The organism is Faecalicatena contorta, from assembly GCF_003149105.1.
In the GTDB taxonomy this organism is placed as follows: domain Bacteria; phylum Bacillota; class Clostridia; order Lachnospirales; family Lachnospiraceae; genus Muricomes; species Muricomes contortus_C.
Genome location: NZ_QGDS01000023.1, coordinates 27,449 through 51,101 on the forward strand (window position 1 = coordinate 27,449; position 23,653 = coordinate 51,101).

General features: G+C 43.5%; 19 protein-coding genes and 1 pseudogene. 17 read left to right on the plus strand and 3 right to left on the minus strand.

Features of this window, described 5'->3' with window-relative positions:
• The first annotated feature begins 1 nt into the window (after nt 1).
• Together A8805_RS20560 and A8805_RS20565 are read left to right on the plus strand one after the other, a co-directional pair.
• Nucleotides 2-469 (plus strand): (2Fe-2S)-binding protein, encoded by a 468-nt coding sequence (locus A8805_RS20560; RefSeq protein ID WP_109714587.1) that lies wholly within the window; start codon nt 2-4, stop codon nt 467-469.
• Nucleotides 466-2,754, plus strand: a complete 2,289-nt coding sequence (locus tag A8805_RS20565) for a xanthine dehydrogenase family protein molybdopterin-binding subunit (protein WP_109714588.1) — start codon at nt 466-468, stop codon at nt 2,752-2,754. The genes A8805_RS20560 and A8805_RS20565 overlap by 4 nt, the downstream gene beginning before the upstream one ends.
• Here A8805_RS20565 and A8805_RS20570 read toward each other — a convergent pair.
• Nucleotides 2,749-3,234 (minus strand): GNAT family N-acetyltransferase, encoded by a 486-nt coding sequence (locus A8805_RS20570; protein ID WP_109714589.1) that lies wholly within the window; start codon nt 3,232-3,234, stop codon nt 2,749-2,751. The two genes, A8805_RS20565 and A8805_RS20570, sit on opposite strands and share 6 nt — an antisense overlap.
• Before the next feature lie 255 nt (nt 3,235-3,489).
• Between A8805_RS20570 and A8805_RS20575 the strand changes: the two genes are divergently transcribed.
• The 10 genes from A8805_RS20575 (at nt 3,490) to A8805_RS20620 (ending at nt 16,114) form a co-directional block, all read left to right on the plus strand.
• Nucleotides 3,490-4,887 carry a L,D-transpeptidase family protein gene (locus tag A8805_RS20575; protein WP_109714590.1) on the plus strand — a complete coding sequence of 466 codons (1,398 nt, stop codon included), beginning with the start codon at nt 3,490-3,492 and terminating at the stop codon, nt 4,885-4,887.
• A 296-nt stretch (nt 4,888-5,183) separates the two neighbouring features.
• On the plus strand, nt 5,184-7,436 hold the full coding sequence (gene pflB, locus A8805_RS20580; protein WP_109714591.1) for a formate C-acetyltransferase: 2,253 nt from the start codon (nt 5,184-5,186) through the stop codon (nt 7,434-7,436).
• A 72-nt stretch (nt 7,437-7,508) separates the two neighbouring features.
• Nucleotides 7,509-8,273: a pyruvate formate-lyase-activating protein gene (pflA, locus tag A8805_RS20585; RefSeq protein WP_109714592.1), complete on the plus strand. Its 765-nt coding sequence runs from the start codon at nt 7,509-7,511 to the stop codon at nt 8,271-8,273.
• Between the two features lie 23 nt (nt 8,274-8,296).
• Nucleotides 8,297-8,677 (plus strand): VOC family protein, encoded by a 381-nt coding sequence (locus A8805_RS20590; protein WP_109714593.1) that lies wholly within the window; start codon nt 8,297-8,299, stop codon nt 8,675-8,677.
• A gap of 334 nt (nt 8,678-9,011) precedes the next feature.
• On the plus strand, nt 9,012-9,458 hold the full coding sequence (locus A8805_RS20595; RefSeq protein WP_242992526.1) for a MarR family winged helix-turn-helix transcriptional regulator: 447 nt from the start codon (nt 9,012-9,014) through the stop codon (nt 9,456-9,458).
• Between the two features lie 29 nt (nt 9,459-9,487).
• Nucleotides 9,488-10,666 (plus strand): MFS transporter, encoded by a 1,179-nt coding sequence (locus A8805_RS20600; RefSeq protein WP_109714594.1) that lies wholly within the window; start codon nt 9,488-9,490, stop codon nt 10,664-10,666.
• On the plus strand, nt 10,666-12,174 hold the full coding sequence (locus A8805_RS20605; RefSeq protein ID WP_242992528.1) for an FAD-dependent oxidoreductase: 1,509 nt from the start codon (nt 10,666-10,668) through the stop codon (nt 12,172-12,174). Before A8805_RS20600 ends, A8805_RS20605 begins: the two co-directional genes overlap by 1 nt.
• A 1-nt stretch (nt 12,175) precedes the next feature.
• Nucleotides 12,176-13,081, plus strand: coding sequence for a tocopherol cyclase family protein (locus A8805_RS20610; protein ID WP_109714595.1), 906 nt, complete (start codon nt 12,176-12,178; stop codon nt 13,079-13,081).
• Nucleotides 13,082-13,206: 125 nt separating this feature from the next.
• Nucleotides 13,207-14,763 carry an ABC-F family ATP-binding cassette domain-containing protein gene (locus A8805_RS20615; protein WP_109714604.1) on the plus strand — a complete coding sequence of 519 codons (1,557 nt, stop codon included), beginning with the start codon at nt 13,207-13,209 and terminating at the stop codon, nt 14,761-14,763.
• Nucleotides 14,764-14,821: 58 nt separating this feature from the next.
• The gene (locus A8805_RS20620; RefSeq protein ID WP_109714596.1) at nt 14,822-16,114 is read left to right on the plus strand and encodes an HD-GYP domain-containing protein; all 1,293 of its coding nucleotides are present in this window, start codon (nt 14,822-14,824) and stop codon (nt 16,112-16,114) included.
• A 56-nt stretch (nt 16,115-16,170) separates the two neighbouring features.
• On the opposite strand, the gene A8805_RS20625 is transcribed toward A8805_RS20620, so the two are convergent.
• Nucleotides 16,171-17,490 (minus strand): MATE family efflux transporter, encoded by a 1,320-nt coding sequence (locus tag A8805_RS20625; RefSeq protein WP_109714597.1) that lies wholly within the window; start codon nt 17,488-17,490, stop codon nt 16,171-16,173.
• Nucleotides 17,491-17,829: 339 nt separating this feature from the next.
• Here A8805_RS20625 and A8805_RS20630 point away from each other — a divergent pair, with 339 nt between their 5' ends.
• The 5 genes from A8805_RS20630 (at nt 17,830) to A8805_RS20650 (ending at nt 23,213) form a co-directional block, all read left to right on the plus strand.
• Nucleotides 17,830-18,999, plus strand: a complete 1,170-nt coding sequence (locus tag A8805_RS20630; RefSeq protein ID WP_109714598.1) for a DUF4317 domain-containing protein — start codon at nt 17,830-17,832, stop codon at nt 18,997-18,999.
• A 29-nt stretch (nt 19,000-19,028) separates the two neighbouring features.
• Nucleotides 19,029-20,330 carry an amidohydrolase family protein gene (locus A8805_RS20635; RefSeq protein WP_242992529.1) on the plus strand — a complete coding sequence of 434 codons (1,302 nt, stop codon included), beginning with the start codon at nt 19,029-19,031 and terminating at the stop codon, nt 20,328-20,330.
• A 61-nt stretch (nt 20,331-20,391) separates the two neighbouring features.
• Nucleotides 20,392-21,606, plus strand: coding sequence for a MalY/PatB family protein (locus A8805_RS20640; protein ID WP_109714599.1), 1,215 nt, complete (start codon nt 20,392-20,394; stop codon nt 21,604-21,606).
• Nucleotides 21,607-21,818: 212 nt separating this feature from the next.
• Complete coding sequence (locus A8805_RS20645) at nt 21,819-22,742, plus strand: hypothetical protein (protein WP_242992531.1); 924 nt, start codon at nt 21,819-21,821, stop codon at nt 22,740-22,742.
• A gap of 30 nt (nt 22,743-22,772) precedes the next feature.
• Entirely contained in the window at nt 22,773-23,213 is a 441-nt protein-coding gene (locus tag A8805_RS20650; protein ID WP_109714600.1) for a VOC family protein, read from the plus strand.
• Between the two features lie 249 nt (nt 23,214-23,462).
• Here the strand turns inward: A8805_RS20650 and A8805_RS20655 are convergent.
• A pseudogene (locus A8805_RS20655) lies at nt 23,463-23,653 on the minus strand (IS256 family transposase); the annotation flags it as partial.

Genomic DNA, 23,653 nt, shown 5'->3' on the forward strand with positions numbered 1-23,653 from the left:
TATGACAGTGGAATTTATATTAAATGGGAAAAAGGCGGCTGCAGAGGCCGCAGGGGATACGCTGCTTCTCGATGCCTTGAGAGGCTTAGGATGTCATAGTGTGAAATGTGGCTGCGAGACGACCAACTGTGGACTGTGCACTGTCTGGATTAATGGAAAATCACGTCTTTCCTGCTCTGTACTGGCATTGAGCGTGGAGGGGCAGGAAATTACGACTCTGGAAGGTGTAAAGGAAGAAGCAGATGAATTTGGTAAATTTCTGGCAAACGAGGGTGCGGAGCAGTGCGGTTTTTGTTCCCCCGGCTTTATTATGAATGTACTTGCCATGATGCGTGAGCTGGACAACCCAAGTGTGGAAGAAATCAAAGAATATCTTGCAGGAAACCTATGCAGGTGTACCGGTTATATGGGTCAGCTTCGGGCTATCCAAAAATATCTGGAGCGGAAGAAAGAGGAGGTGCTTTCATGAGAGTGGTAAACCAGTCTGTGCCGAAGGTGGACAGTCAGGCACTGGTGGCAGGAAAAGCAGTGTATACAGATGATCTGGCGCCGGCAGACTGCCTGATTGTAAAAGTATTGAGAAGCCCTCATGCCCATGCACTGATTCAGGATATCAATCTGACCAGAGCACTGGCTGTTCCGGGGATTGAGTGTATTCTGACATATGAGGACTGCCCGGATAAAAGGTTTACAATGGCAGGCCAGTCCTACCCGGAGCCGAGTCCGTATGACAGACTAATTTTAGACCAGCGTGTCAGGTATGTTGGGGATGCGGTGGCAATTGTGGCGGGAAACAGCAAGGAAGCTGTGGACAAAGCAATGAAGCTGATCAAAGTAAAATATGAAGTACTGGAACCCTTGCTGGATTTCCGCAGGGCGAAGGACAATGCTATTTTGATCCATCCGGAAGAAAACTGGAAGAGTCTTTGCCCGGTCGGCGCTGATAATAAGAGAAACCTTTGTGCCCATGATGAAGATGCCTCAGGGGATATCGAGGCAGTGCTGGCATCCTGTGAGTATGTGGTTGACAGGACCTACCATACAAAAGCAAACCAGCAGGCTATGATGGAGACTTTTCGTACCTATACTCATTTAGATACCTACGGAAGATTAAATATTGTATCTTCTACCCAGGTACCCTTCCATGTACGCCGGATTCTGGCAAATGCGCTGGATGTGCCAAAGTCTAAAATCCGCGTTATTAAGCCTAGAATCGGCGGTGGATTCGGGGCGAAACAGACTGTGGTTTCCGAAGTGTATCCGGCACTGGTCACTTGGAAAACCGGAAAACCAGCAAAAATTATCTATACCCGTGAGGAATCGTTTATTGCCTCTTCTCCCCGTCATGAGATGGAGGTCCATGTCCGTGTCGGTGCAGATAAGGATGGGATTATAAAAGGCATTGATGTCTACACTCTGTCCAATACAGGGGCATTTGGAGAGCATGGTCCTACTACAGTTGGGTTGTCAGGGCACAAGTCTATCCCTCTGTATGGGAAAGTAGAAGCATTCCGTTTTATTTATGATGTGGTTTACACAAATGTGATGTCGGCAGGGGCTTACCGTGGTTACGGAGCCACCCAGGGGATTTTTGCGGTGGAATCTGCTGTAAATGAACTGGCAGACCAGCTTGGCATAGATCCGGTTGTCCTGCGTGAAATCAATATGGTAAAAGAAGGCCAGGCAATGCCTGCTTATTATGGGGAAACAGCAAATAGCTGCGCTCTGGACCGCTGTCTGGAACGTGCAAAGAAGATGATAGACTGGGACAATAAATATCCCTTCCGTGATATGGGGAACGGAAAAGTCCGCAGTGTGGGTGTAGCTATGGCGATGCAGGGTTCTGGTATTTCTGCTCTTGATACTGCTGCCGTGGGCATAAAAATTAATGATGATGGTTTTTACAGTCTGATGGTGGGTGCTACCGACATGGGAACCGGAAGTGATACAATACTGGCGCAGATGGCCGCAGAGTGTCTGGACTGTGAAATGGAGGACATCATCGTACATGGTGTGGATACAGACTCCTCCCCTTACGATTGTGGTTCCTATGCATCCAGCACCACTTATGTAACCGGAACAGCAGTGGTGAAAACCTGTGAGACCCTGCGGGAAAAGATTTGTGCGAAAGGCGCTGTATACTTAGGCTGTTCACCTGAGGATGTGGAGTTTGACGGAGAAAGGGTTTTAAACCTGAAAACAGGTGAAAGCATATCCAGACAAGAAATTGGCAACCGGGTTATGTGTAATAATGAAGAAGCCTTGTACGCCAGTGAAGCCTTTACATCTCCAGTATCTCCGCCGCCGTTTATGGTTGGAATGGCAGAGGTGGAGATAGATAAAGAAACAGGCCAGCTCGAACTGATTGATTATGCCGCAGTTGTGGACTGCGGAACTGTAGTAAACCCGAATCTGGCAAGAGTTCAGGCTGAAGGGGGGGTTGCCCAGGGAATCGGCATGGCACTCTACGAAGATGTTGTATATAGCGAAAAAGGAAAGAATTACAGTAACTCCTTTATGCAGTATAAGATACCAAGCCGCCTGGATGTAGGTGAAATCCGCGTTGAATTTGAAAGCAGTTATGAGCCAACCGGGCCGTTTGGAGCAAAATCCATTGGAGAGATTGTAATTAACACCCCGCCTCCGGCCATTGCGAATGCGGTACAAAATGCAACCGGAGTGCTGATAAGAGAACTGCCTGTTACAGCTGAAAAAATCTATTGGGGGATACAGGAAAAGAAACAGGGCTTATAATACCTTTTGGTATGCCAGCCTTTCACTTCCGTCTTCCATATAGATGATTCCACAGTATTTAAACCCGTTTTTATCCATTATGTGCTGCATGACGATATTGTCCCGGTGAGTATCTATCCGCAGGTTCCCGCACTGCTCAAATGCCCAGTTCAGGCAGAAAGAGGCGGCCCCGCGGATAGTTCCGTCGGAGATGATTCTATGCACAACACCGTAAGGCAGCTCCGACAGCCACTGTCCATTGTATATTTTGGCGTAAGTATCATCTTTGCCCTCTTTGTAATAAAATGCGGCAATAATTTTACCGTGTTCCTCGCAGGCATAGCTGTTTCCTTCTTCAATATCCTGTGCCACCAATGTTTTAGAGGGATAGGAATTTCCCCATTGTGTGGGATTTCCATGACTTGTCATAAACTTTCTTGCGTTTTCATACATTTTCAGCAGAATATCTAGGTCTGCTATGTTTGCTTTTCTAATTTTCATAATCAAAACAACCTTTCAATATTATTAAATTGGGGAAAAATATATTGCATACTATGTGAGTTATGTAAAATGTCTTATAAATATTTTACTATAAATTCATTCTAAAGCGAACCCCTAAATTAGGCAATGACAAAAATACTGAAAAAGTGTATTTTTTTACCTTGAAAATCCGTCTGTTTAATGTAATGATAATAGGACAGACCTATTGAATTTCTACGGTTCAATGGGAAATACTTACGAGGAAGGGGACATACAATGAACGGCAGAAAGAAGTTGCTGCTTGCTTTGGGAATCACAGCCGGAATTCTGGTCTGTATTTACTGCGGAGTTTCTATTTATTTCATAAATCATTTCTATCACGGCACTAAAATCGTTGATGTTGATTTTTCCATGAAAACGGCGGATGAAGCCGATGCATATTTTGCAAAACAAATAGATACATATTCCTTGGCTGTGAGTCCAAAAGAAGGAGCTAAGGAAAAAATAACCGGCTCAGAAATATCCATGAAGTATAAGAAGACCGGAGGACTGAAGAAAGCACTGAAGGATCAGAGTGCTTTTCTTTGGCCTTCCATGTTCTGGAAGAAACAGGATATTCAGATGAAGATGGAGTTTGATTATGATCAAAAACAGCTTGTGGACAGGATACAGAGTCTCAAGAGTTTCCAGAATGAAGACAAGTCTGATCCGGTAGGCGCAAAACCGGAGTTTGACGGTAACAAATTTGTGATAAAACCAGAGGTGCTTGGGACAAAGGTAGATCAGGAAGTGATGCAGGAGAAGATAATCGGCGCCATTGATGGGCTGAAGGATACACTGGACATGGATAAGGAAGAATGTTATCTAAAACCTAAATATACTTCTGAATCTAAGGAGGTGGCTGCCGCACGTGATGCGCTGAATGATTATTGCAGGGCAAGTATTATTTATGATATGCCTCCCCAGCAGGAAGTTGTGGATAAGCAGTTGATTTCAACATGGCTGTCCTGGGACGAAAATATGAATGTCACATTCCATGAAGATCAGGTTAGAGAATATATGAATCAGTTTGCAGCGAAATATGAAACTCTTTATGGAACAAGGCCTTTGACAACGCCCTGGGGAAAAGCAACTGAAGTGAGCGGAGGAACCTATGGCTGGGCAATCGATGAGGCTGCCGAAGCTGAAGTCCTAATAGCCAGTATTAAAAATGGAGATATAGTTACAAAGGAACCTCCGTATATACAAAGGGCTGCTGTTCATGAGGCACAGGACTGGGGGAAGACATTTATTGAGGTAGATTTGAGTGAACAGTATATGTGGTATATCGTAGACGGAAATGTGGTATTCGAAACAGCCGTTGTAACGGGAAAACCTTATGAGCACTCTACTCCTCCGGGGGTATATGACCTCTTATGGAAGACAACAAATACAGTTTTGGTAGGTAATATCGTGCCAGAGACGGGTGAGCCTGAGTACCGGACCCCGGTAAACTATTGGATGCCGATAACTTACAGCGGCATTGGATTTCACGATGCTACGTGGCAGCCGGCTTTTGGCGGTGGATTGTACTGGAGTAATGGCTCTCATGGGTGTATCAATATGCCGCTGGACGGTGCTGGAACACTGTATAGTATGATTTCACCGGGAACTCCGGCAGTGATGCATTATTAGATGTTTCTACTGTTACGGAAGTCTTGTCTATAGGATAAAGATACTTATAAAGAATTACTTATTTATAAGGAAGCATTATTAATAATGATTAAAAATAGTGTATAAATTGGAAGAGAAGTACTATATATTGTATAAAATTAGATACAAGGGCCGTAAATGAAAATAGTTATCATTTAGCTATTGCCATTTATTTAATGTGATGCTATACTGTGCGTGAAAAGTAAAAGATAACCTGTTTGCATCTTGAAAGGAGTCATCTCCTTCCAAGGCGTCTTGAGTAAAGGAGGATTTTATAAATGACACAGTATGAGCAATGGAACGGATTTAATGGAAGGCTTTGGAAGGACGATATTAACGTTCGCGATTTTATCCAGAATAACTACACACCATATGACGGAGATGAGGGTTTCCTGGCAGGGCCCACAGAGGCAACAAATAAATTGTGGGGAAAACTTCAGGAACTGCAGAAGGAAGAACGTGCCAGAGGCGGCGTTCTGGATATGGAGACAGAGGTGGTTTCCGGACTGACTGCTTATGGCCCTGGTTATATTGATGAAGAGATGAGGGATTTGGAGCAGGTAGTCGGGCTGCAGACAGATAAACCCCTGAAAAGGGCATTTATGCCTTACGGCGGCATCAAATTGGCAGAGCAGGCATGTACAACTTATGGATATAAGCCAAGTGAAAAACTGCATGAGATTTTTACAAAATATCACAAGACACATAATCAAGGTGTATTTGACATTTATACTCCGGAAATGCTAAAGGCACGTCACAATAAGATAATTACCGGACTTCCTGACACATATGGAAGAGGACGTATTGTAGGAGATTACCGTCGGGTTGCCCTTTATGGAATCGACTATCTGATTGAGAAAAAGATGGAAGACTTTAATGAGACCGAGAGACACGGCATGAAAGGGACGGATTTCCGTATTCGGGAAGAGGTTGCAGACCAGTTGAAGGCGCTGAAAGAAATGAAGGAAATGGCAGCAGTTTACGGCTATGACATTTCCCAACCGGCGAAAGATGCAAAAGAGGCGGTGCAGTGGCTGTATTTCGGATATCTGGCGGCAATTAAGACCCAGAATGGGGCAGCCATGAGTGTGGGCCGCATCTCTACATTTTTAGATATTTATATTCAAAGAGACATGGAGAAGGGCATTCTGACAGAGGCTCAGGCACAAGAACTGATTGACCACATAGTTATGAAATGCAGAATGGTGAAGTTTGCAAGAGTTCCTTCTTATAATGAGCTGTTCTCCGGTGACCCGGTATGGGCAACGCTGGAAGTGGCAGGAATCGGGCAGGATGGACGCTCTATGGTTACCAAGAATGACTACCGTTTTCTGCACACACTGGAAAATATGGGACCGTCACCGGAGCCGAACCTGACAGTCTTATATTCCTCACGGCTGCAAGAGAACTTTAAGAAATATGCTTCTCATATTTCTATTACTACAAGTTCCGTTCAATATGAAAATGATGATGTTATGCGTCCGGTATGGGGAGATGACTATGCAATCTGCTGCTGTGTATCTGCAACTCAGACGGGGAAAGAAATCCAGTTCTTTGGTGCACGTGCCAATCTGGCTAAATGTCTGCTCTATGCAATCAACGGCGGAGTAGATACGAAGTCAAGGGAACAAGTGGCACCTGCATATAAACCAGTTACTTCAGAATATCTAGACTATGATGATGTAATGGATAAATATGACAAGATGCTGGATTGGTTATCCAAACTTTATGTGGATACTTTAAACATGATTCACTATATGCATGATAAATATTACTATGAAGCAGCAGAGATGGCTTTGATTGATACAGATGTGAGAAGGACATTTGCTACAGGAATTGCAGGTTTCTCTCATGTGGTTGACTCTCTGAGTGCTATCAAATATGCAAAGGTCAAGGTCATCCGGGATGAAACAGGGCTTGCGGTAGACTATGAGACAGAAGGCAGTTTTCCGAAGTATGGAAATGATGATGACCGTGCAGATGATATTGCAGTATGGCTGCTGAAAACGTTCATGGGCAAATTGAGAAAATGCCACACTTACAGAAATTCAGAGCCTACAACTTCTATTTTAACGATTACATCTAACGTGGTATACGGTAAAGCAACAGGCGCCCTTCCAGACGGAAGAAAAGCCGGCGAACCTCTTGCACCGGGAGCGAATCCTTCTTATGGTGCGGAGCAGAATGGACTTTTGGCATCCTTGAATTCTGTTGCAAAGCTTCCATATGAAGAGGCGCTGGATGGTATTTCTAATACTCAGACAATCAATCCGGGTGCATTGGGACACGACGCACAGGAGCGGGTTGAAAACCTGACTCATGTGCTGGACGGATATTTTAACCAGGGTGCACATCACCTGAACGTGAATGTATTTGGAAGAGAGAAGCTGATTGACGCCATGGAACATCCGGAGAAAGAAGAATATGCGAACTTTACAATCCGGGTATCCGGATATGCGGTGAAGTTCATTGATTTGACCAGAGAGCAGCAGATGGATGTTATTTCCAGAACCTGCCATGAAGATATGTAACCTTAATATCCCCCGCCTTAAGGCGGGGGATATCTTCCCTTAGCAGGAACAACAGAACGGAAGGTGATAGTTATGAAAGAACAAAGAGAACTGACAGGATATATTCATTCGTTGGAGAGTTTCGGTTCCGTAGACGGACCGGGAGTCCGGTATGTGATTTTTATGAGCGGCTGTGCAATGCGCTGTCAGTTCTGCCATAACCCGGACACCTGGAATATGCATTCCGGTACACAGTACACCGCGGACCAGCTTCTTAACAAAGCAAGAAAGTACCGCTCCTACTGGGGAAGTGAAGGCGGCATTACTGTAAGCGGAGGGGAGCCCCTTCTGCAGCTTGACTTTTTAACGGAACTTTTCAAAAAAGCAAAGGCAGAGGGAATTCATACTACTTTGGATACAAGCGGAAATCCTTTTACAAGAAAAGAACCGTTTTTTGGAAAATTCCAGGAGCTTTTGAAATATACAGATTTAATATTACTGGATATTAAGCATATAGATGAAGAGAAGCATCAGGAGTTAACGGGGTGCACAAATGGCAATATTCTGGATCTGGCAGAATATCTTTCGGAGGTCAGCCAGCCTGTCTGGATTCGGCATGTCCTGATACCCGGACGAAGCGATGAAGATACGTATTTAAAAAAGCTGGACAACTTCCTTCAAAAGCTGCATAATGTAGAGAAAGTGGAAGTGCTGCCTTATCATACACTGGGAACGTATAAGTGGAAGGAGCTGGGGCTTGACTATCCGCTGGAAGGTGTAGAGTCTCCGTCCAAAGAGCGTGTGGAAAATGCAAGACGCCTGCTTCATGCAGCTGACGGAGGAGAAAAGACAGAATAAAAATGTGAAGGAGGCTGCATAGCATGAAGGAACTGGCAACGGGTATTCAGCATATTGGGATACCCACAAATGACATGAAGAAAACGGTGGAGTTTTATCAGAGTCTTGGGTTTGAGACTGCATATGAGACAGTGAATGACGGAGTGAAAGTTGTCTTTCTTAAACTGCACAACCTGGTAATGGAGGCTTATGAGAACGGGTGTGCAAGAATGGAATACGGAGCGATTGATCATGTGGCGATTGATGTAACGGATGTTGAGAAGGCGTATGCAGAGGTCTGTTCCCAGGGACTGAATACTCTGAACGATGAAATACACTTTTTGCCATTCTGGGAAAATGGAGTGAAATTCTTTACCATTGAAGGGCCAAATAAAGAGAGAGTTGAGTTCAGTCAATTTCTATAAGCTCCTTAAGAAAAATAAAAAACGAAGTAATGATATGGCGCAGAGATGGGGATATCGTAAAATCACTAAAGTGATGGAGCGATATCCCCATTTTATTGTAGGGCAGAAGAGCTAATATCTCAAAATAGTTGCAAAGCCAACTAATTTGCACTATAATATATTTGCATGCTAAAAATGTAGCTGTTCAGGAGGGCAAGCTCAATTCCGCTTCGGCTAAACGCCGGATAGGAATATTCGCAAATTGCCCTTAGCAAGTAAACTTGCACAGTCAGTTTGTGAATATTCCTGCCCTCCTGAATAGTTATCTAAAAATTAAGAATGGAGATTTTCGAAAATGATAGATAACATAGGAAAATTAAATGCTGCTGTGTATAGAAACTTACAAAGCATTTTAAATTACAAATTACGGGACATTCCAATTCGCGGAGGACAGCATGATTTCCTGTATGTGATTTCCAAGCGTGAGGGAATTACACAGAAGGAGCTTAGCCAGGAATTATATGTGGATAAATCCACAACGGCTAAAGCCGTCAAAAGTCTGGTTTCTCTTGGATATATAAGAAAAGAGCCTTCACCTGATGACAAGCGTTTTGAAAAGTTGTATCTTACCGAGAAGGGACAAGAGATAAAAGCGCACATTCAAAATACCTTTTTAGAGATTGTAGAGATTGCAACAAAAAGTTTGTCAGCTAAGGAAGCCGAAGAAGCAGTCCGCCTGTTGAAAGTAATTCTTGACGGTCTGATAGAAGAGAAACTGTGCCAGTTAAAAAAAGATGAATAAATGAAAGATATGTAATGAAGGAGGAAAAGATGGAAAACAAAAAACAGTCCTTGTGGACGAAAGATTTTATTGCCATTACAGTGATTAACTTACTTTTATTTTGTGGTTTTCAGATGCTGCTGCCGACTCTGCCTCTTTTTGCGAAGTCATTGGGTGGTTCGGACACTGCCTTGGGATGGATTGTTGGCTCGGCCACGATAGCCTCTCTCATAATCCGGCCGGTTGCAGGGGTGATTCTTGATAAGATAGGAAGAAAAGGTATCCTTACGGCAGGAGTGTTTATCATGATACTGGTTACTTTAGTTTTTGGATGGCTTCCTTCTGTAGGCGCAATTATTGCTGTACGCTTTATGCATGGTATTGGATGGGGAATGGCCAGTACGGCCAGCAGTACGATAGCATCTGATAAAATTCCCAAGAGCCGCTTTGGAGAGGGAATGGGTTATTTCAGTCTGTCCAGCAGTCTGGCAATGGCCCTGGCCCCGGGTATAGCCCTTGGGATATTTGCAGCTCATGGTTTTAAAACCCTTACATTCTGGTCAGCCGGTCTTTCTGCCGCTGTACTGCTATTATCCTTTTTTATTAGAAATACGCAGAAACCAGAGCTGGAAGAGACAAAAATGAAAGCTGCAATCTACGAGAAGACATCTATATTGCCGTCTGTTATTATGTTTCTTGTCTGTGTTACTTATGGATCTATTACTGGCTTTCTTTCTATATATGCTGCGGAAGCAGGGATTCAGAATATAGGGGTGTTTTTCTCTGTTTATGCAGTAACCTTGCTGGTGTCCAGACCTTTATCAGGAAAACTGACGGACCGCTTTGGGTTTAGCAGTGTGATTTATCCGGGGCTGCTGTTCCTTGCCGGGGCTATGGTCCTTTTATCCAGAGCTGCATCCCTTCCAGCATTTTTGGTCTGCGCCGCTGTATATGGTCTGGGACTGGGCTCCGTTCAATCCAGTCTTCAGGCAATGGCAATTGTCCGTGCACCCAAGGAAAGGCGTGGAGCGGCAAATGCAACCTTTTTTACCGGTTTTGACGGAGGCATCGGATTTGGTTCGGTGATTGGGGGAATGATTGCATCCCTTGCGGGGTACAGCGGGATGTACCTGTATTTATCTCTGTTTGTTATTTTTGCAGGCATTCTTTATTACCTCCTTTTTACGAAGAAGAGGAAGCTCGACAATACTGGAAACTCTTTGAAATAATGTATATTTTTCCAAATCCGGCACATTCTATTTCCGAGGTGAAGAGAATGTTTGAAAAATCTATTTGGAGTATGTCTGCATCTGGAAGAATGCGTCCTGCTTTGCAGGGAGATATCCGTACAGATGCAGTAGTTATTGGTGCAGGAATGGCAGGAATTCTGACCGCTCATTTTCTGGAACAGGCAGGAGTGCAGTGTGTTGTATTGGAAGCGGACAGAATTGGAAGCGGACAGACGAAAAATACAACAGCCAAAGTAACTTCGCAGCACAGTCTGATATATGAGAAGCTGCTGCAAGATGTGGGTGCGGAGAAGGCACAGCAGTATGCCCGGGCAAATCAGGAGGCGATCGAGAGATACCGGATCCTTGCCCGGAAATATAAAAACAATGTAGACTGGCAGGACTGTCCGTCTTATTTATATACAAATCGGGATACGAAAGAGCTGAAGAGAGAATATGAAGCAGCGAAAAAGCTGGGAATCCCGGCTGAACTTGTAGAAAATATAAATCTGCCCTTTGAAGTGAAGCAGGCATTAAAATTTGAAGGACAGGGACAATTTCATCCTTTGAAATTTCTATATAGCATTGCAGAGAAACTTACGGTATACGAAAAGACAAAAGTAAAGTACGTGGAGGACCAGGTGGTGAAAACGGACCAGGGCCAGGTGCATGCAGAACACATTGTATTTGCCTGTCATTATCCTTTTCAGAACAGGCCGGGATATTATTTTATGAGGATGCATCAGGAGCGGAGTTATGTTTCGGCATTAGCCGTGGGAACTACACTGGAAGGAATGTATTATGGGATTGATAAAGATGGAATCTCTCTCAGGCAGTGGGGGGATAATCTGCTGATTGGCGGAGGAAGCCACCGTACAGGCAAACTGGGGGCAGGAAGCCCTTATGACTATTTAACCCATATAGCAGATTCATACTGGCCCGGCTGTCCGGAGGTTGCCCGCTGGTCTGCCCAGGACTGCATGACGCTGGATGGAATTCCCTATATTGGACAATATAGCAGCAGCACCCCTAACTGGTACGTGGCAACGGGATTTAGAAAATGGGGGATGACTAGTTCTATGGTATCCGCAATGATTTTATCAGACCTGATCTGTAAGCGGAAAAGTGAGTATGCTGAGGTATTTTCTCCTCAGAGATTCCGTATGCAGACCTCCATGGCGCCTCTTCTGAATGAGAGCGGTCATGCGGTAACCGGCCTGCTAAAACAGTTGGTGGGAATACCAAAGGAAAAACTGGAAGGTCTGCGTCCGGGACATGGAGGTATTGTAGAATACGAAGGCAGCAAATATGGAGTATACAAGGATGAGCTGGGAGTCACCTATGCAGTATCTGCCCGGTGCCCTCATATGGGCTGTCAGCTCCAGTGGAATAAGGTCGAAAAAAGCTGGGACTGCCCATGCCATGGTTCCCGGTTCGACTACAGAGGCAAGAGGTTGGACGAACCTGCCCAGGAAGATATAGAATGTCATATCGGGAAGGGGAATTGAGATGAAGAGCGAATATTTTCATGGAGAGGACAAATGGTATCCATATTTTGAAGGCTGGTATCTGAAACACCAAAATAGGGGAAAAACGATTGCATTTATTCCTGCGGTACATGCAGATAAAAAGGGGCAGTGGAGTGCTTCCCTGCAGGTAGTAGTCAGTGACGGAGTGAATGACGGATCCTGGTATTTTACCTGGCCGATAGAAGCCTGTAAAATATCAAAAGATAGATTCAGGGTAAAAATAGGAGAGAACTTATTTTCAGAAAAAGGAATATCTGTGGATATAAAAACGGAGAAACTTACTATAAAAGGAAAGATTGGTTATTCCGGTTTTCAGAAAGTTAAGGGAGATGTCATGGGGTTCTTCAGGTTTCTACCATTTTTACAGTGCAATCATGGTGTTCTAAGCATGACTCACAGATTAGAGGGAAACTTAAATGTGAATGGAAAAACGATTGAGTTTACAAACGGGAACGGCTATGCGGAAACAGACTGGGGACAGTCTTTTCCGAAGCATTATCTCTGGACACAATGCGGATTTGGTATGAAAGGCAGAAATAGTATTATGGTGGCGGCTGCGGATATTCCAATCATGGGGACTAGTTTCAGAGGCTGTATCTGTGCCGTTCATTATGAAGGACAAGAATACCGGATGGGAACTTATTATGGTGCCAGGATTTTAGAATATAGAGATGGGTGCGTGGCGCTCAGGCAGGGAAATATGATGCTGAAAGTCAAAAGATTGAAAGAGAAACCATTTAAACTCCGGGGGCCTGAGAAGGGAAATATGGAGAGGATTATTAAAGAAAGTCCGGTATGCCGTGTTCAATATCAATTCCGGGTAGGAAAAAACCAGGTATTTAATCTGATATCAGGGCAGGCATCATTTGAACAGGTATTAGAATAAAATTTGCATAGCTGAACTAGAGCGTGTTTAAAAAATAGTATTGAGTTGACCCGTTTTTCCGTATATAATGGAGAAATGGGTTTTTTATGCAACAGAAAAGGAAAAGTACAAAAGGGGATTTTTATATGAGTATTTTAAATGTCGAACGCCTTTCTCATGGATTTGGGGACCGCGGAATTTTTCGGGATGTTTCTTTCCGTCTCCTGCGCGGAGAGCATATTGGCTTAGTAGGAGCCAATGGGGAGGGGAAATCCACATTTTTAAATATAGTGACGGGTAAGCTGATGCCCGATGAAGGGAAGGTTGAGTGGGCAAAAGGAGTCCGTGTCGGCTATTTGGACCAGCACACTGTTCTGGAAAAAGGGATGACAGTGCAGGATGTCCTGAAATCGGCCTTCTCCTATTTGTTTGAGCTGGAAGAAAAGATGAACGAAATCTGTGACGGTCTGGGGGATGCGGATTCTGATGAGATGGAACGGTTGATGGAGGAGCTGGGGACAATTCAGGATACTCTGACTCTTCACGACTTCTATATTATAGATGCAAAGGTGGAAGAGGTAGCCCGGGCGCTGGGATTATTGGATCTGGGCCTTGAGCGGGATGTTACAGATTTGAGCGGAGGGCAGCGTACCCGTATTCTGCTGGGAAAACTGCTGCTGGAAAAGCCGGACATCCTGCTGCTTGATGAGCCTACTAATTATCTGGATGAGGAGCATATAACCTGGCTGAAACGGTATCTGACAGAATATGAAAATGCCTTTATCCTGATTTCTCATGATATACCGTTTTTGGATGAAGTTGTAAACATTATTTACCATATGGAAAATCAGCAGTTAGACCGTTATGTTGGGAATTATGAAGATTTCCGCAGAATCTATGAGGTGAAAAAGGCACAGCAGGAAGCTGCATACAAAAGGCAGCAGCAGGAAATCAGTCAGTTAAAGGATTTTGTGGCGCGCAATAAAGCGAGGGTTTCTACACGGAATATGGCAATGTCCCGTCAGAAGAAGCTGGATAAAATGGAGGTTATTGAACTGGCGGCAGAACGTCCCAAACCGGAGTTTCATTTTAAGCAGGGGCGTACACCGGGAAAATATATATTTGAGACAAAGGATTTTGTGATTGGTTATGAGGAACCCCTGTCCAAGCCTCTAAATCTCTTTTTGGAGAGAGGTCAGAAGGTTGCACTGACAGGAGCGAATGGAATCGGAAAGACCACTCTGATTAAAAGTATTATGGGCCTGGTAAAACCAGTCCGGGGGACATGTGAGCTGGGAGAAAACCTTTCAATTGGATATTTCGAACAGGAGGGAGACGGCAATAATAAAACAACCTGCATCGAAGAAATCTGGGGTGAGTTCCCCTCCTTTACCCAGTATGAAGTCCGCTCTGCATTGGCGAAATGTGGTCTGACTACAAAGCATATTGAGAGCCAGGTCCGCGTATTAAGCGGCGGAGAGCAAGCCAAAGTACGCCTGTGTAAGCTGATTAACCGGGAAACGAATGTATTGATGCTGGACGAGCCCACCAATCACCTGGATGTAGAAGCAAAAGAGGCTTTGAAACAGGCGCTTTTAGAATATCGGGGAGCAGTTCTTTTGATTTGCCATGAACCCGAATTCTATCAGGATGTTGTTCAGCAGGTATGGGACTGTTCAAAGTGGACAACGAAAGTTGTGTAATACATAGGATAAAAGTGATGAAGTTTTGAATAAACTTTTCACTCAGGGAGGAACAGAGATGGAATCAGGTTTTTTAATAAGCAGTGAGAACATCATAGGCTTGATCCAGCGTACATTAAATGAGGTAGACCCAAGACTGGTGGAGCATGGAGTGCGTGTAGCTTATATCGTATCCTGCATGCTGGAAGTGGAGGGTGGGTACTCTGAAAAAGATAAACAAGATATCTATATACTTTCGGTGCTTCATGATATTGGAGCATATAAGACCGAGGAAATTGAGCGCATGATTGAATTTGAGACAGGTGATATATGGGAACATTCTATATATGGTTATCTCTTCCTAAGTTACCTGTCACCTCTCAAAGAATGGGCCGAAATCATTTTATTCCATCATGTTCCGGCTAAGGAGCTGCCTGAACTGGCACCCCAAATTGAGAAAGGAACGCAGTTTCTGAATTTGGCAGACCGGCTGGAAACGTTAAGCAGAAATTTCAGCAAGGACAAGACGATAGAAGACATAAGGAGCAAGACATTTGCTTCTCTGGAAAAGCAGCGGGACAGCCGGTTTCAGGGACGGATTATTGACATATTCAAGGAAGCGGAAAAAAGGTTTTCCTTATTTGAAGAGCTGCAAAAAGAGGGGGCCGGGTTTGCAGACAAGTTTTCCGGGATTGTACTTACAGAGGATGCGTGTGCCCGGTTTTTAAAGCTCCTAGCTTATGCTATTGATTTCCGCAGCCAGCATACCGTGACTCATACGATTAAGACAACGAGTATTAGCTGCTGTCTGGCACGCTATATGGGCATTTCCAAAGAGCGGATACAGCGTATTTACTATGGAGCGAAACTGCACGATTTGGGGAAGATAGGGATTCCTGTAGAAATATTGGAATCGCCCGGGAAGCTGGATGCCCATGAGATGGATATTATGCGGACGCATGTAAGGATTACAGAGCGGATATTAGATAATGCTGTTGCTCCTGACATTACAAAGATTGCACTCAGACATCACGAAAAAATAGATGGGAGTGGTTATCCCCTGGGGTTAAAAGGAGAGGAGATGACGCTGGAGGAACAGATTGTTGCTGTTGCGGATATTGTCAGCGCCCTGCTTGGAAAACGCAGCTACAAAGAAGCTTATTCCAAAGACAAGACGCTGTCTATCATACAGAATATGGCGGATGAAGGAAAAATAAATTCTGATGTTGTATTGGCCCTTAGAGAAAACTTTGATAAAATGATTGTGGAGGTTGAGGATAACTGTGTGCCTATTTTGAACAATTATTATGGGATACAGTCTGAGTATCTGAAACTGCTTGTAAAGTATCAAAGTCCAAAGGGCATACTGTAATACATACTTCTTGAACTGCTAATCTCCAGGAAGGCATACCACACCAGCAGATAGGATTATCTGCCTTTCGTAAAGTTCCTGAAGCGAAGCAGCATCGCGACAGACAGCAGCATAACAAGCCCTTCTGCCGCAGGTACTGTCAGCCAGATGCCAGTAAGTCCCAAAAGAGAGGACAAAAGAAAGGCAAGCGGAATCACAAGTAAAAATCCGCGCAGGCAGGAAATAAGGAAGGCCTGTCTTGGTTTGTCGATGGAGCTGAAATAGACGGCGGAAATAATATTAATTCCAATGAATAAAAATCCAGTGAAATAAATATGCATTCCTTTTACTGCTATTTCACGAAGCTCAGTATTATGCTCTTTGTTGAACAGTTCTACAATACCGTCGGAGAATATATATGTAACCCCATAGGAAACAAGAGCAAATAGAACGGAAGCGGTCAGCGCATAACGCAGTACCGTTTTGATGTTCTGAGTTTCTCTTTTTCCGAAACAACTGCTCAGCACCGGCTGAATACCCTGTGAGATGCCTGTAAAAATGGATATCAGTACAAGTGCAATATTAGCAAGAATACCATAAGCAGCTACGCCCAAGTTTCCGCTGTCTTTTAAAATCAGTATATTAAAGACAATTATTACCACACCTGAGGATACTTCTACAATCAAAGAGGATACACCAAGTGCAGAAATATCCAGCATTCTTTTGAAACTTATTCGTGTACGATGCAAATGGAATTGATTCTCCTTACGAATGAAATGACGGGAGAGAATCAGAATACTAACAATAGGTGCAATGCCTGTAGCAACTGCGGCACCAGCCATTCCAAGCCCCAGAGGGAAGACGAACACATAATCCAGTATGACATTGGAAAGGCTGCCAAGCAGCATGGCCGTCATGGAGAGCTGTGGTTTTCCATCATTCCGTACAAAACAAAGAAGCAGATTGTTTAGCATAAACATCGGAGCAAACAAAAGCAGGATACGAAGGTAAACTCCTGAAAGAGGGAGGATTGCCGCATCTGCCCCCAAAAGTGCCGCAAGCTGATAAGGCAGCAGGAGTCCGATGAAGAAAAAGGCTGCTGCAAGAATCAGCACAAAGAAAAGGGCCTGAGTGAAGATGGTTTTCCGGGTCTTCTTTTCTCCGTTTCCTTCTGAAATAGAATAACGTGTGGCGCCCCCCATTCCAATCATGAGCCCCAGTCCATTGATAAAGCTGTAGACTGGAATGGCAAGATTCAGAGCAGTCAGTCCGTCAGGACCGACTCCCCGGGCGATAAAAAAGGTGTCTGCCAGAATATAGCAGGAAAGTCCGATCATACCCAGGATGTTTGTTGAGACATATTTGATAAAGGTATGAAGAATCGAATCTGTTTTCATAAAAATGTTCCTCCGTAGTGTTTTTGTACTGTTGCAAAACAAAAAGTCTGGCAAACCAGACTCTCGCGCCGAAGCGCGGTCGCTTTAGCGGCCATTTTACTTATGCGCGTAGTGCTCATCCCCCGGATTGGTTTTATATATTAGGAAATTATGTTTCCTAATATATAAAAAAGCATACGTTTCCATACCTTCAAAGGCCTATCGGTATGGCGTACGAATGCTTTAAGAATTCCTACCCGGCGGCAGGAATAAGCTGTTAATTTAAAATCTGATGGTAGTTTAACATAAATAAAAAAAGAAATCAATGACTTTAAACCAGATAAGAAAGAGGTAAGATGTATGAACAAGAAAGAAGTATTGGAAATAAGAAAACAATTCACTCCGGCCAACTGTGCCATCACCCGTATTTGTGGGTGCTATGTGGATTATGAGAAGAATAAAAAGGTGGAATCAAAGGATGAATTTCTTTCTCTGCCAGAAGAGGAGGCGTTTAAGTACTTTGATATTTTCAAAAAAACGCTGTCAGGTACAATGGGGAGAAATCTGCTGAATATGGAGTTCCCTTTAGATTCAGAGATGCCGGGGGGGACTCAGGAATTCCTGCTGAAGCTGAGAGACAGTAAGTTGGAAGATGACATGCTGCTGGAAGAGTTTTATGACAAAATTATAGACAGCTACATATATGAAGAGAACTATTACATTGTTTTGATTCACGCAATGTATGACATTCCGGGAAAATCTTCTGACGGTATTGAGATGTTTGACGCATCTGATAACGTGTATGAGTATTTATTGTGCAGCATCTGCCCTGTCGGATTATCCAAGCCCGGACTTTGTTATAATGCGGAAGATAACCGGATTCAGGACAGAATCCGTGACTGGATTGTAGACAGGCCTGACAGAGGATTTTTGTTCCCTGCATTTACAGACAGAAATATGGATATTCACGGTGTACTGTACTATACCAAGAAGTCGGAAGATTTGCAGGAGGATATGATTGACCAGGTTCTGGGAGCGAAGATGCCCATGTCTGCGGATACTCAGAAAGAGACATTCCAGATGCTGATTGAAGATACATTGGGTGAGGACGGTGATTATGAGACGGTCCGCAATATACATGAAACGCTGAATGAGCTGATAGAGGAGCATAAGGAAGAACCGGAACCTTTGGCACTGGACCGGACCGATGTGAAGAAGGTTTTTGAAAAAAGCGGTGTGCCGGTAGATAAAATGGAAGAGTTTGATAAGAACTTTGAGGAGGTAGCAGGAGAAAAAACATCCCTTCTTGCGGCAAATATTACTGAGACAAAGAAGTTTAACATTGAGACACCGGACATTACCATTAAGGTGAATCCGGAAAGAATGGATTTAATAGAGACCCGCCTGGTTGACGGCCGTCAGTGTCTGGTAATTGCAGTGGATGACCATATAGAGGTAAATGGAGTGAATGTAAGGACCATGAAGAAACCAGGGAGCACGGAAGCACCATTGTTATCTGATGAAGATTGAAAATCTGCATAGAATCTGTTATTGTTAAAATGTGGACAAAGAAAGGCGGCAGGACACGGTATCTGTTCTGCGGACATGGGGAAATGTCAGATGAGGAATGTCCGGAAAGGTTGGTATTTTTAATGATTTATTGTGGGAAACATTTGATTACAGGAGACGGAAAAACACATCTTATGGACGCAGCAGTGGTAATAGATGAAAGCGGGAACATTCAGGATGTGGGGAACAGAGATGAGATGGCAGGCAAATATCCCGAAGATGAAGTGAAAGACTATGGGGACGTGACACTTCTTCCGGGACTTTGTGACATGCATGTACATTTCGGCTATTATTACAGTCAGCCGGACCAGTATAACTTTGATGACTATATGATTGCCTATTATGCACAGGAACAGGCGAAAACTGCACTGAGTCTTGGGATTACAACGGTACGTGATTTGTCTTCCCCTCATAATTTATGCAAACAATTGCGTCTGGCAGGGGAAAAGGGGTATGTAAAAGTGCCCAGGATTATTCATTCTGACGCCGGGATGTGTATGACCGGGGGACACGGGCATGATGATGGAATTGAAGAGGTGGACGGAGAGTGGGAAATCCGTAAGGAAATCCGAAAACAATTACGTGACGGTGCGGATTGGGTGAAGATACTGACAAGCGGAAGAACCAGCACACCTGAGTTTACACAAGAAGAATTAAATGCTGCAGTGGATGAATCCCACCGTGTAGGAGTAAAGTGTGCGGTACATGCAGGACTTCAGCCGGCTCTTCAAATGTCTATAGATGCAGGATTCGATACCATTGAGCACGGAACCTTTCTTACTTATGAGCAGGTAAAACAAATGGCAGAAAATGGGCAGGCATGGGTTCCCACAATGACGGCATACACAGTGCTTTATGAATTTTGTAAAGAAAAATTAGAAGCAGGATTTGACAAAGGAGACAGAATTGCAGCAAAAGCATTGAAGGATATGGCTTTTTTTGAGCCTGCTTATTATGCATATAAAAATAATTTTAAAAAGTTTTATGATACAGGCGTAACAGTTTGTACCGGAAGTGACATGGTATTGTATGAGGCTCCGCCCCTTCCAATCAACCGTGAGCTGGAATTGATGGTGGAATATGGAATCACTCCGATTCAAGCCGTTGAGACTGCAACCTCTAATCCAGCTAAGGTGCTTGGACTGGAGAATATGATGGGACAGTTGAAACCAGGCCTGAAGGCTGATATGATTGTAGTAAAAGGAAATGTGGCTGAAGATATCAAGGCGGTGAATCACTTGGTGGATGTTTACATGAGCGGTGAATTAGTATATACGAATCAAGGGAAGTAAACCGAAAGGCAGAGTTTAACAGCTCTGCCTTTCGCGAATCAGACAAAGGAGGAGAAACAGTATGAAATACGATTTTACAACAATTATGGACCGGGCCGGGCATGATGCAGAGGCTGTGGAACATATTCCGATGAAGGGGGCGCAGGTAAAGGATGGATTTTCCAGAATTCCCATGTGGGTTGCCGATATGAATTTTCCCACATTGCCGTCTATTTTGGAGGCAATAGAGGACAGGCTGAAACATCCACACTTTGGCTATTTCAGACTGTCAAATCAATATTATGAAAGTATTATAAACTGGCATAAGGACCGGTTTGATGTAACAGGAATGGGACGCGCTGATATTGGTTATGAAAATGGAGTTCTTGGCTGTGTTTCATCATCTGTTCAGGCTTTTACCGCACCAGGAGAAGCAGTGCTGCTGCATTCCCCTACTTACATAGGATTCACAAAGACAATAGAGAATATCGGCAGAAAAATTGTGTTGAGTGATTTGAAACGGGATGCAGACGGTGTATGGAGAATGGATTATGAAGATATGGAGAGAAAGCTTAGAAAGCACCATATTCATTGCGTCATTTTCTGCTCCCCCCACAATCCTGCCGGAAGAGTGTGGAAAAGGGGAGAACTTGAAAAAGCAATGGAATTGTATAAGAAGTATGACTGTGTGGTGATATCCGATGAGATATGGGCGGACCTTACTATGCCGGGACATACACATATTCCTTTGCAGACCATATCTGAAGAGGCAAGGAACAGAACAATCGGTGTGTACGCACCATCCAAGACATTCAATTTGGCGGGACTGACCGGGGCCTACCATGTAATTTATAATTCATATCTGCGCGACCGGGTTGAGAAATTGTCCGGGGCTTCACATTATAATTCCTGCAACGTTCTTTCCATGCATGCACTGGTTGGAGCCTACAAGCCGGAGGGCAGGGAATGGGTGGATGAACTCAGGGAAGTCCTCAATGAAAATATAGAATATGCCTACAATTACATTACCAGCCATTTTGAAGGTGTATCTCTGGCAAAACCGGAGGGAACTTATATGTTGTTTTTAGATTGCCGGCAGTGGTGCGTGGAACATCAGAAGACTCTAGAAGAACTTCTTAGAGCCGGAATTGAGGTTGGGGTTATCTGGCAGGATGGCAGACCATTTCATGGAGAATATTCTATCCGGCTCAATCTGGCACTTTCTTATGAATTAGTAAAAGAGGCAATGGAAAGACTGGATAAGTATGTATTTGCTGAAGAGACTATACAAAAATAGACTAGTATTAGCAATTACCACATGATAAAATACTTCAAAAGCATTATATTTCCAAAAACTTCTGAACGGTATGCCCGTATCTAATTTCATTTCTTATGACAGATATCAATATGAGAAATCTCAATGCTTTGTATCCCATTTAACAGCAGAGAGGTTTCAGATATGGATAAGGACGTTTGGACCTCCTGCATTTTTACAAAGGAGGTAGTTATATGCAGAATAGCACACAGAACAAAGAGACACTGGTAAATCAAACAATATGTGAAAAAACGAATGGAACGAATGTACAACGTACTTACAAATCCAGGCTGTTTGAAATGATATTTAGCGAGAAGACAGAGTTATTGGAGTTGTATAATGCAATGAATGAAATTAATTATGAAAATCCTGAACTTCTGGAGATCAATACCTTGGAAAATGCCATATTTATGTCAATGCATAATGATATATCGTTTATTATTGATTCACGCCTGACATTATATGAACACCAGTCCACGTATAATCCAAACCTTCCTCTGCGCTGTTTGCTGTATACGGCAGACCTATACTCTGCAATGATGCAATCCAGGAATTTATACGGAACAAAAATAGTTGAAATTCCTACACCAAGGTTTGTGATTTTTTATAATGGTGCAGGCGAATTAAAGGATATGGAATTGTTGAGACTATCTGATGCATTTACGGTGAAGGAAGAGGGATATTCTCTTGAGCTGACAACGATCATGCTTAATATTAATCCCGGACATAATAAGAAATTGCTGGATTCCTGTAAGACTTTGAAGGACTACTCTGAGTATACTGCAAGAGTGCGGGAATATGCGAAAACAATGACTTTAGAGGCAGCAGTAGAATTGGCGATTGGAGAATGTATCAAAGATGACATATTGGCGGAGTTTCTTAGAAAGAACAGAGCGGAGGCGAAAAGTGTGAGCATTTATGAATATGATGAAGAAAAACATATGCGGCAGGTAAAAGAAGAAGGAAGAGAAGAAGGGCGGGCCGAAGGTGCGAAAAGTAAGATGCTGGAACTAGTTAATAAAAAACTTGGAAAAGGGAAATCTATAGGGACGATTGCCGCTGAACTTGAGGAAAGTGAAGAGGTTATTAGAAAGTTAATAGAAGAGCAGGAACATTAATTTTAAATTGAGGATAAAGAGGTGACTAAAATGACAGGTGTGGAAATTGATTTTATTGTAACGGATAGTCTTGCGGCGCTGGATTTGTATGAACGTATTTTTGAGGTGGAACGAATAGAAGTTACCAGTTTTCCAAAAGGACAAAATGAAGCTGTATTTAGCATCTATGGAGCACGTTTCCATATGTTGGATGAAACCGCTGAATTCGGGCTGGTAGCTCCGCAGGCGGATGCGTCTCAATCATTTTGGTTCAATATATTGGTTCCCGATATTAAACAGGTGTATGAAGCTGCTTTGGGGGCAGGCTGTACTGAAATACAGCCTGTTACGGAAATGGAAAGTTACGGAGCCAGCAATGCTATGTTCAAAGATTCTTTTGGCTATGTGTGGATGCTTCACCAAATCCATAGGGAAGTCAGCTTTGAAGAACGGGTACAGATGTGGGAAGACAGGCAGGAGGGAAAAGAGTAAAAAGTTTCGTGAGAACACAGAAAAATATTTAGGGTTTGTCAAGTAAAATGTGGGGAGTGTAAGATAGAGTGTGTAAGTTCAAAATGGGGTTTGTCAAGTAAAATGTGTAAATTTTGATTTTTTATAATACCGGTGTTCATGCACCGGTATTTTCATGAGTTCAGCCTTGCTTTCTCCCCGTCAACGGGGGCGGCCCATTTTAGGGTACCACAATCAGACCATCCGTATATGATGGTGGTTGTTAGATTCTTAGACTCTTTCATATTTTCGAATTCTTGGCTGGATTTTCGGATCTACATCCAACTGGTTTCTCACCAGTGCCCAGCTATGTACATGACCTCCTTCCCATTTCTTATATAGCTCTGTTATTCGCAGATACAGCAGTTTTAGCAATGCGTTCTCGTTCGGAAATGCTCCCTGTTTTGTTACCTTGCGGAAAC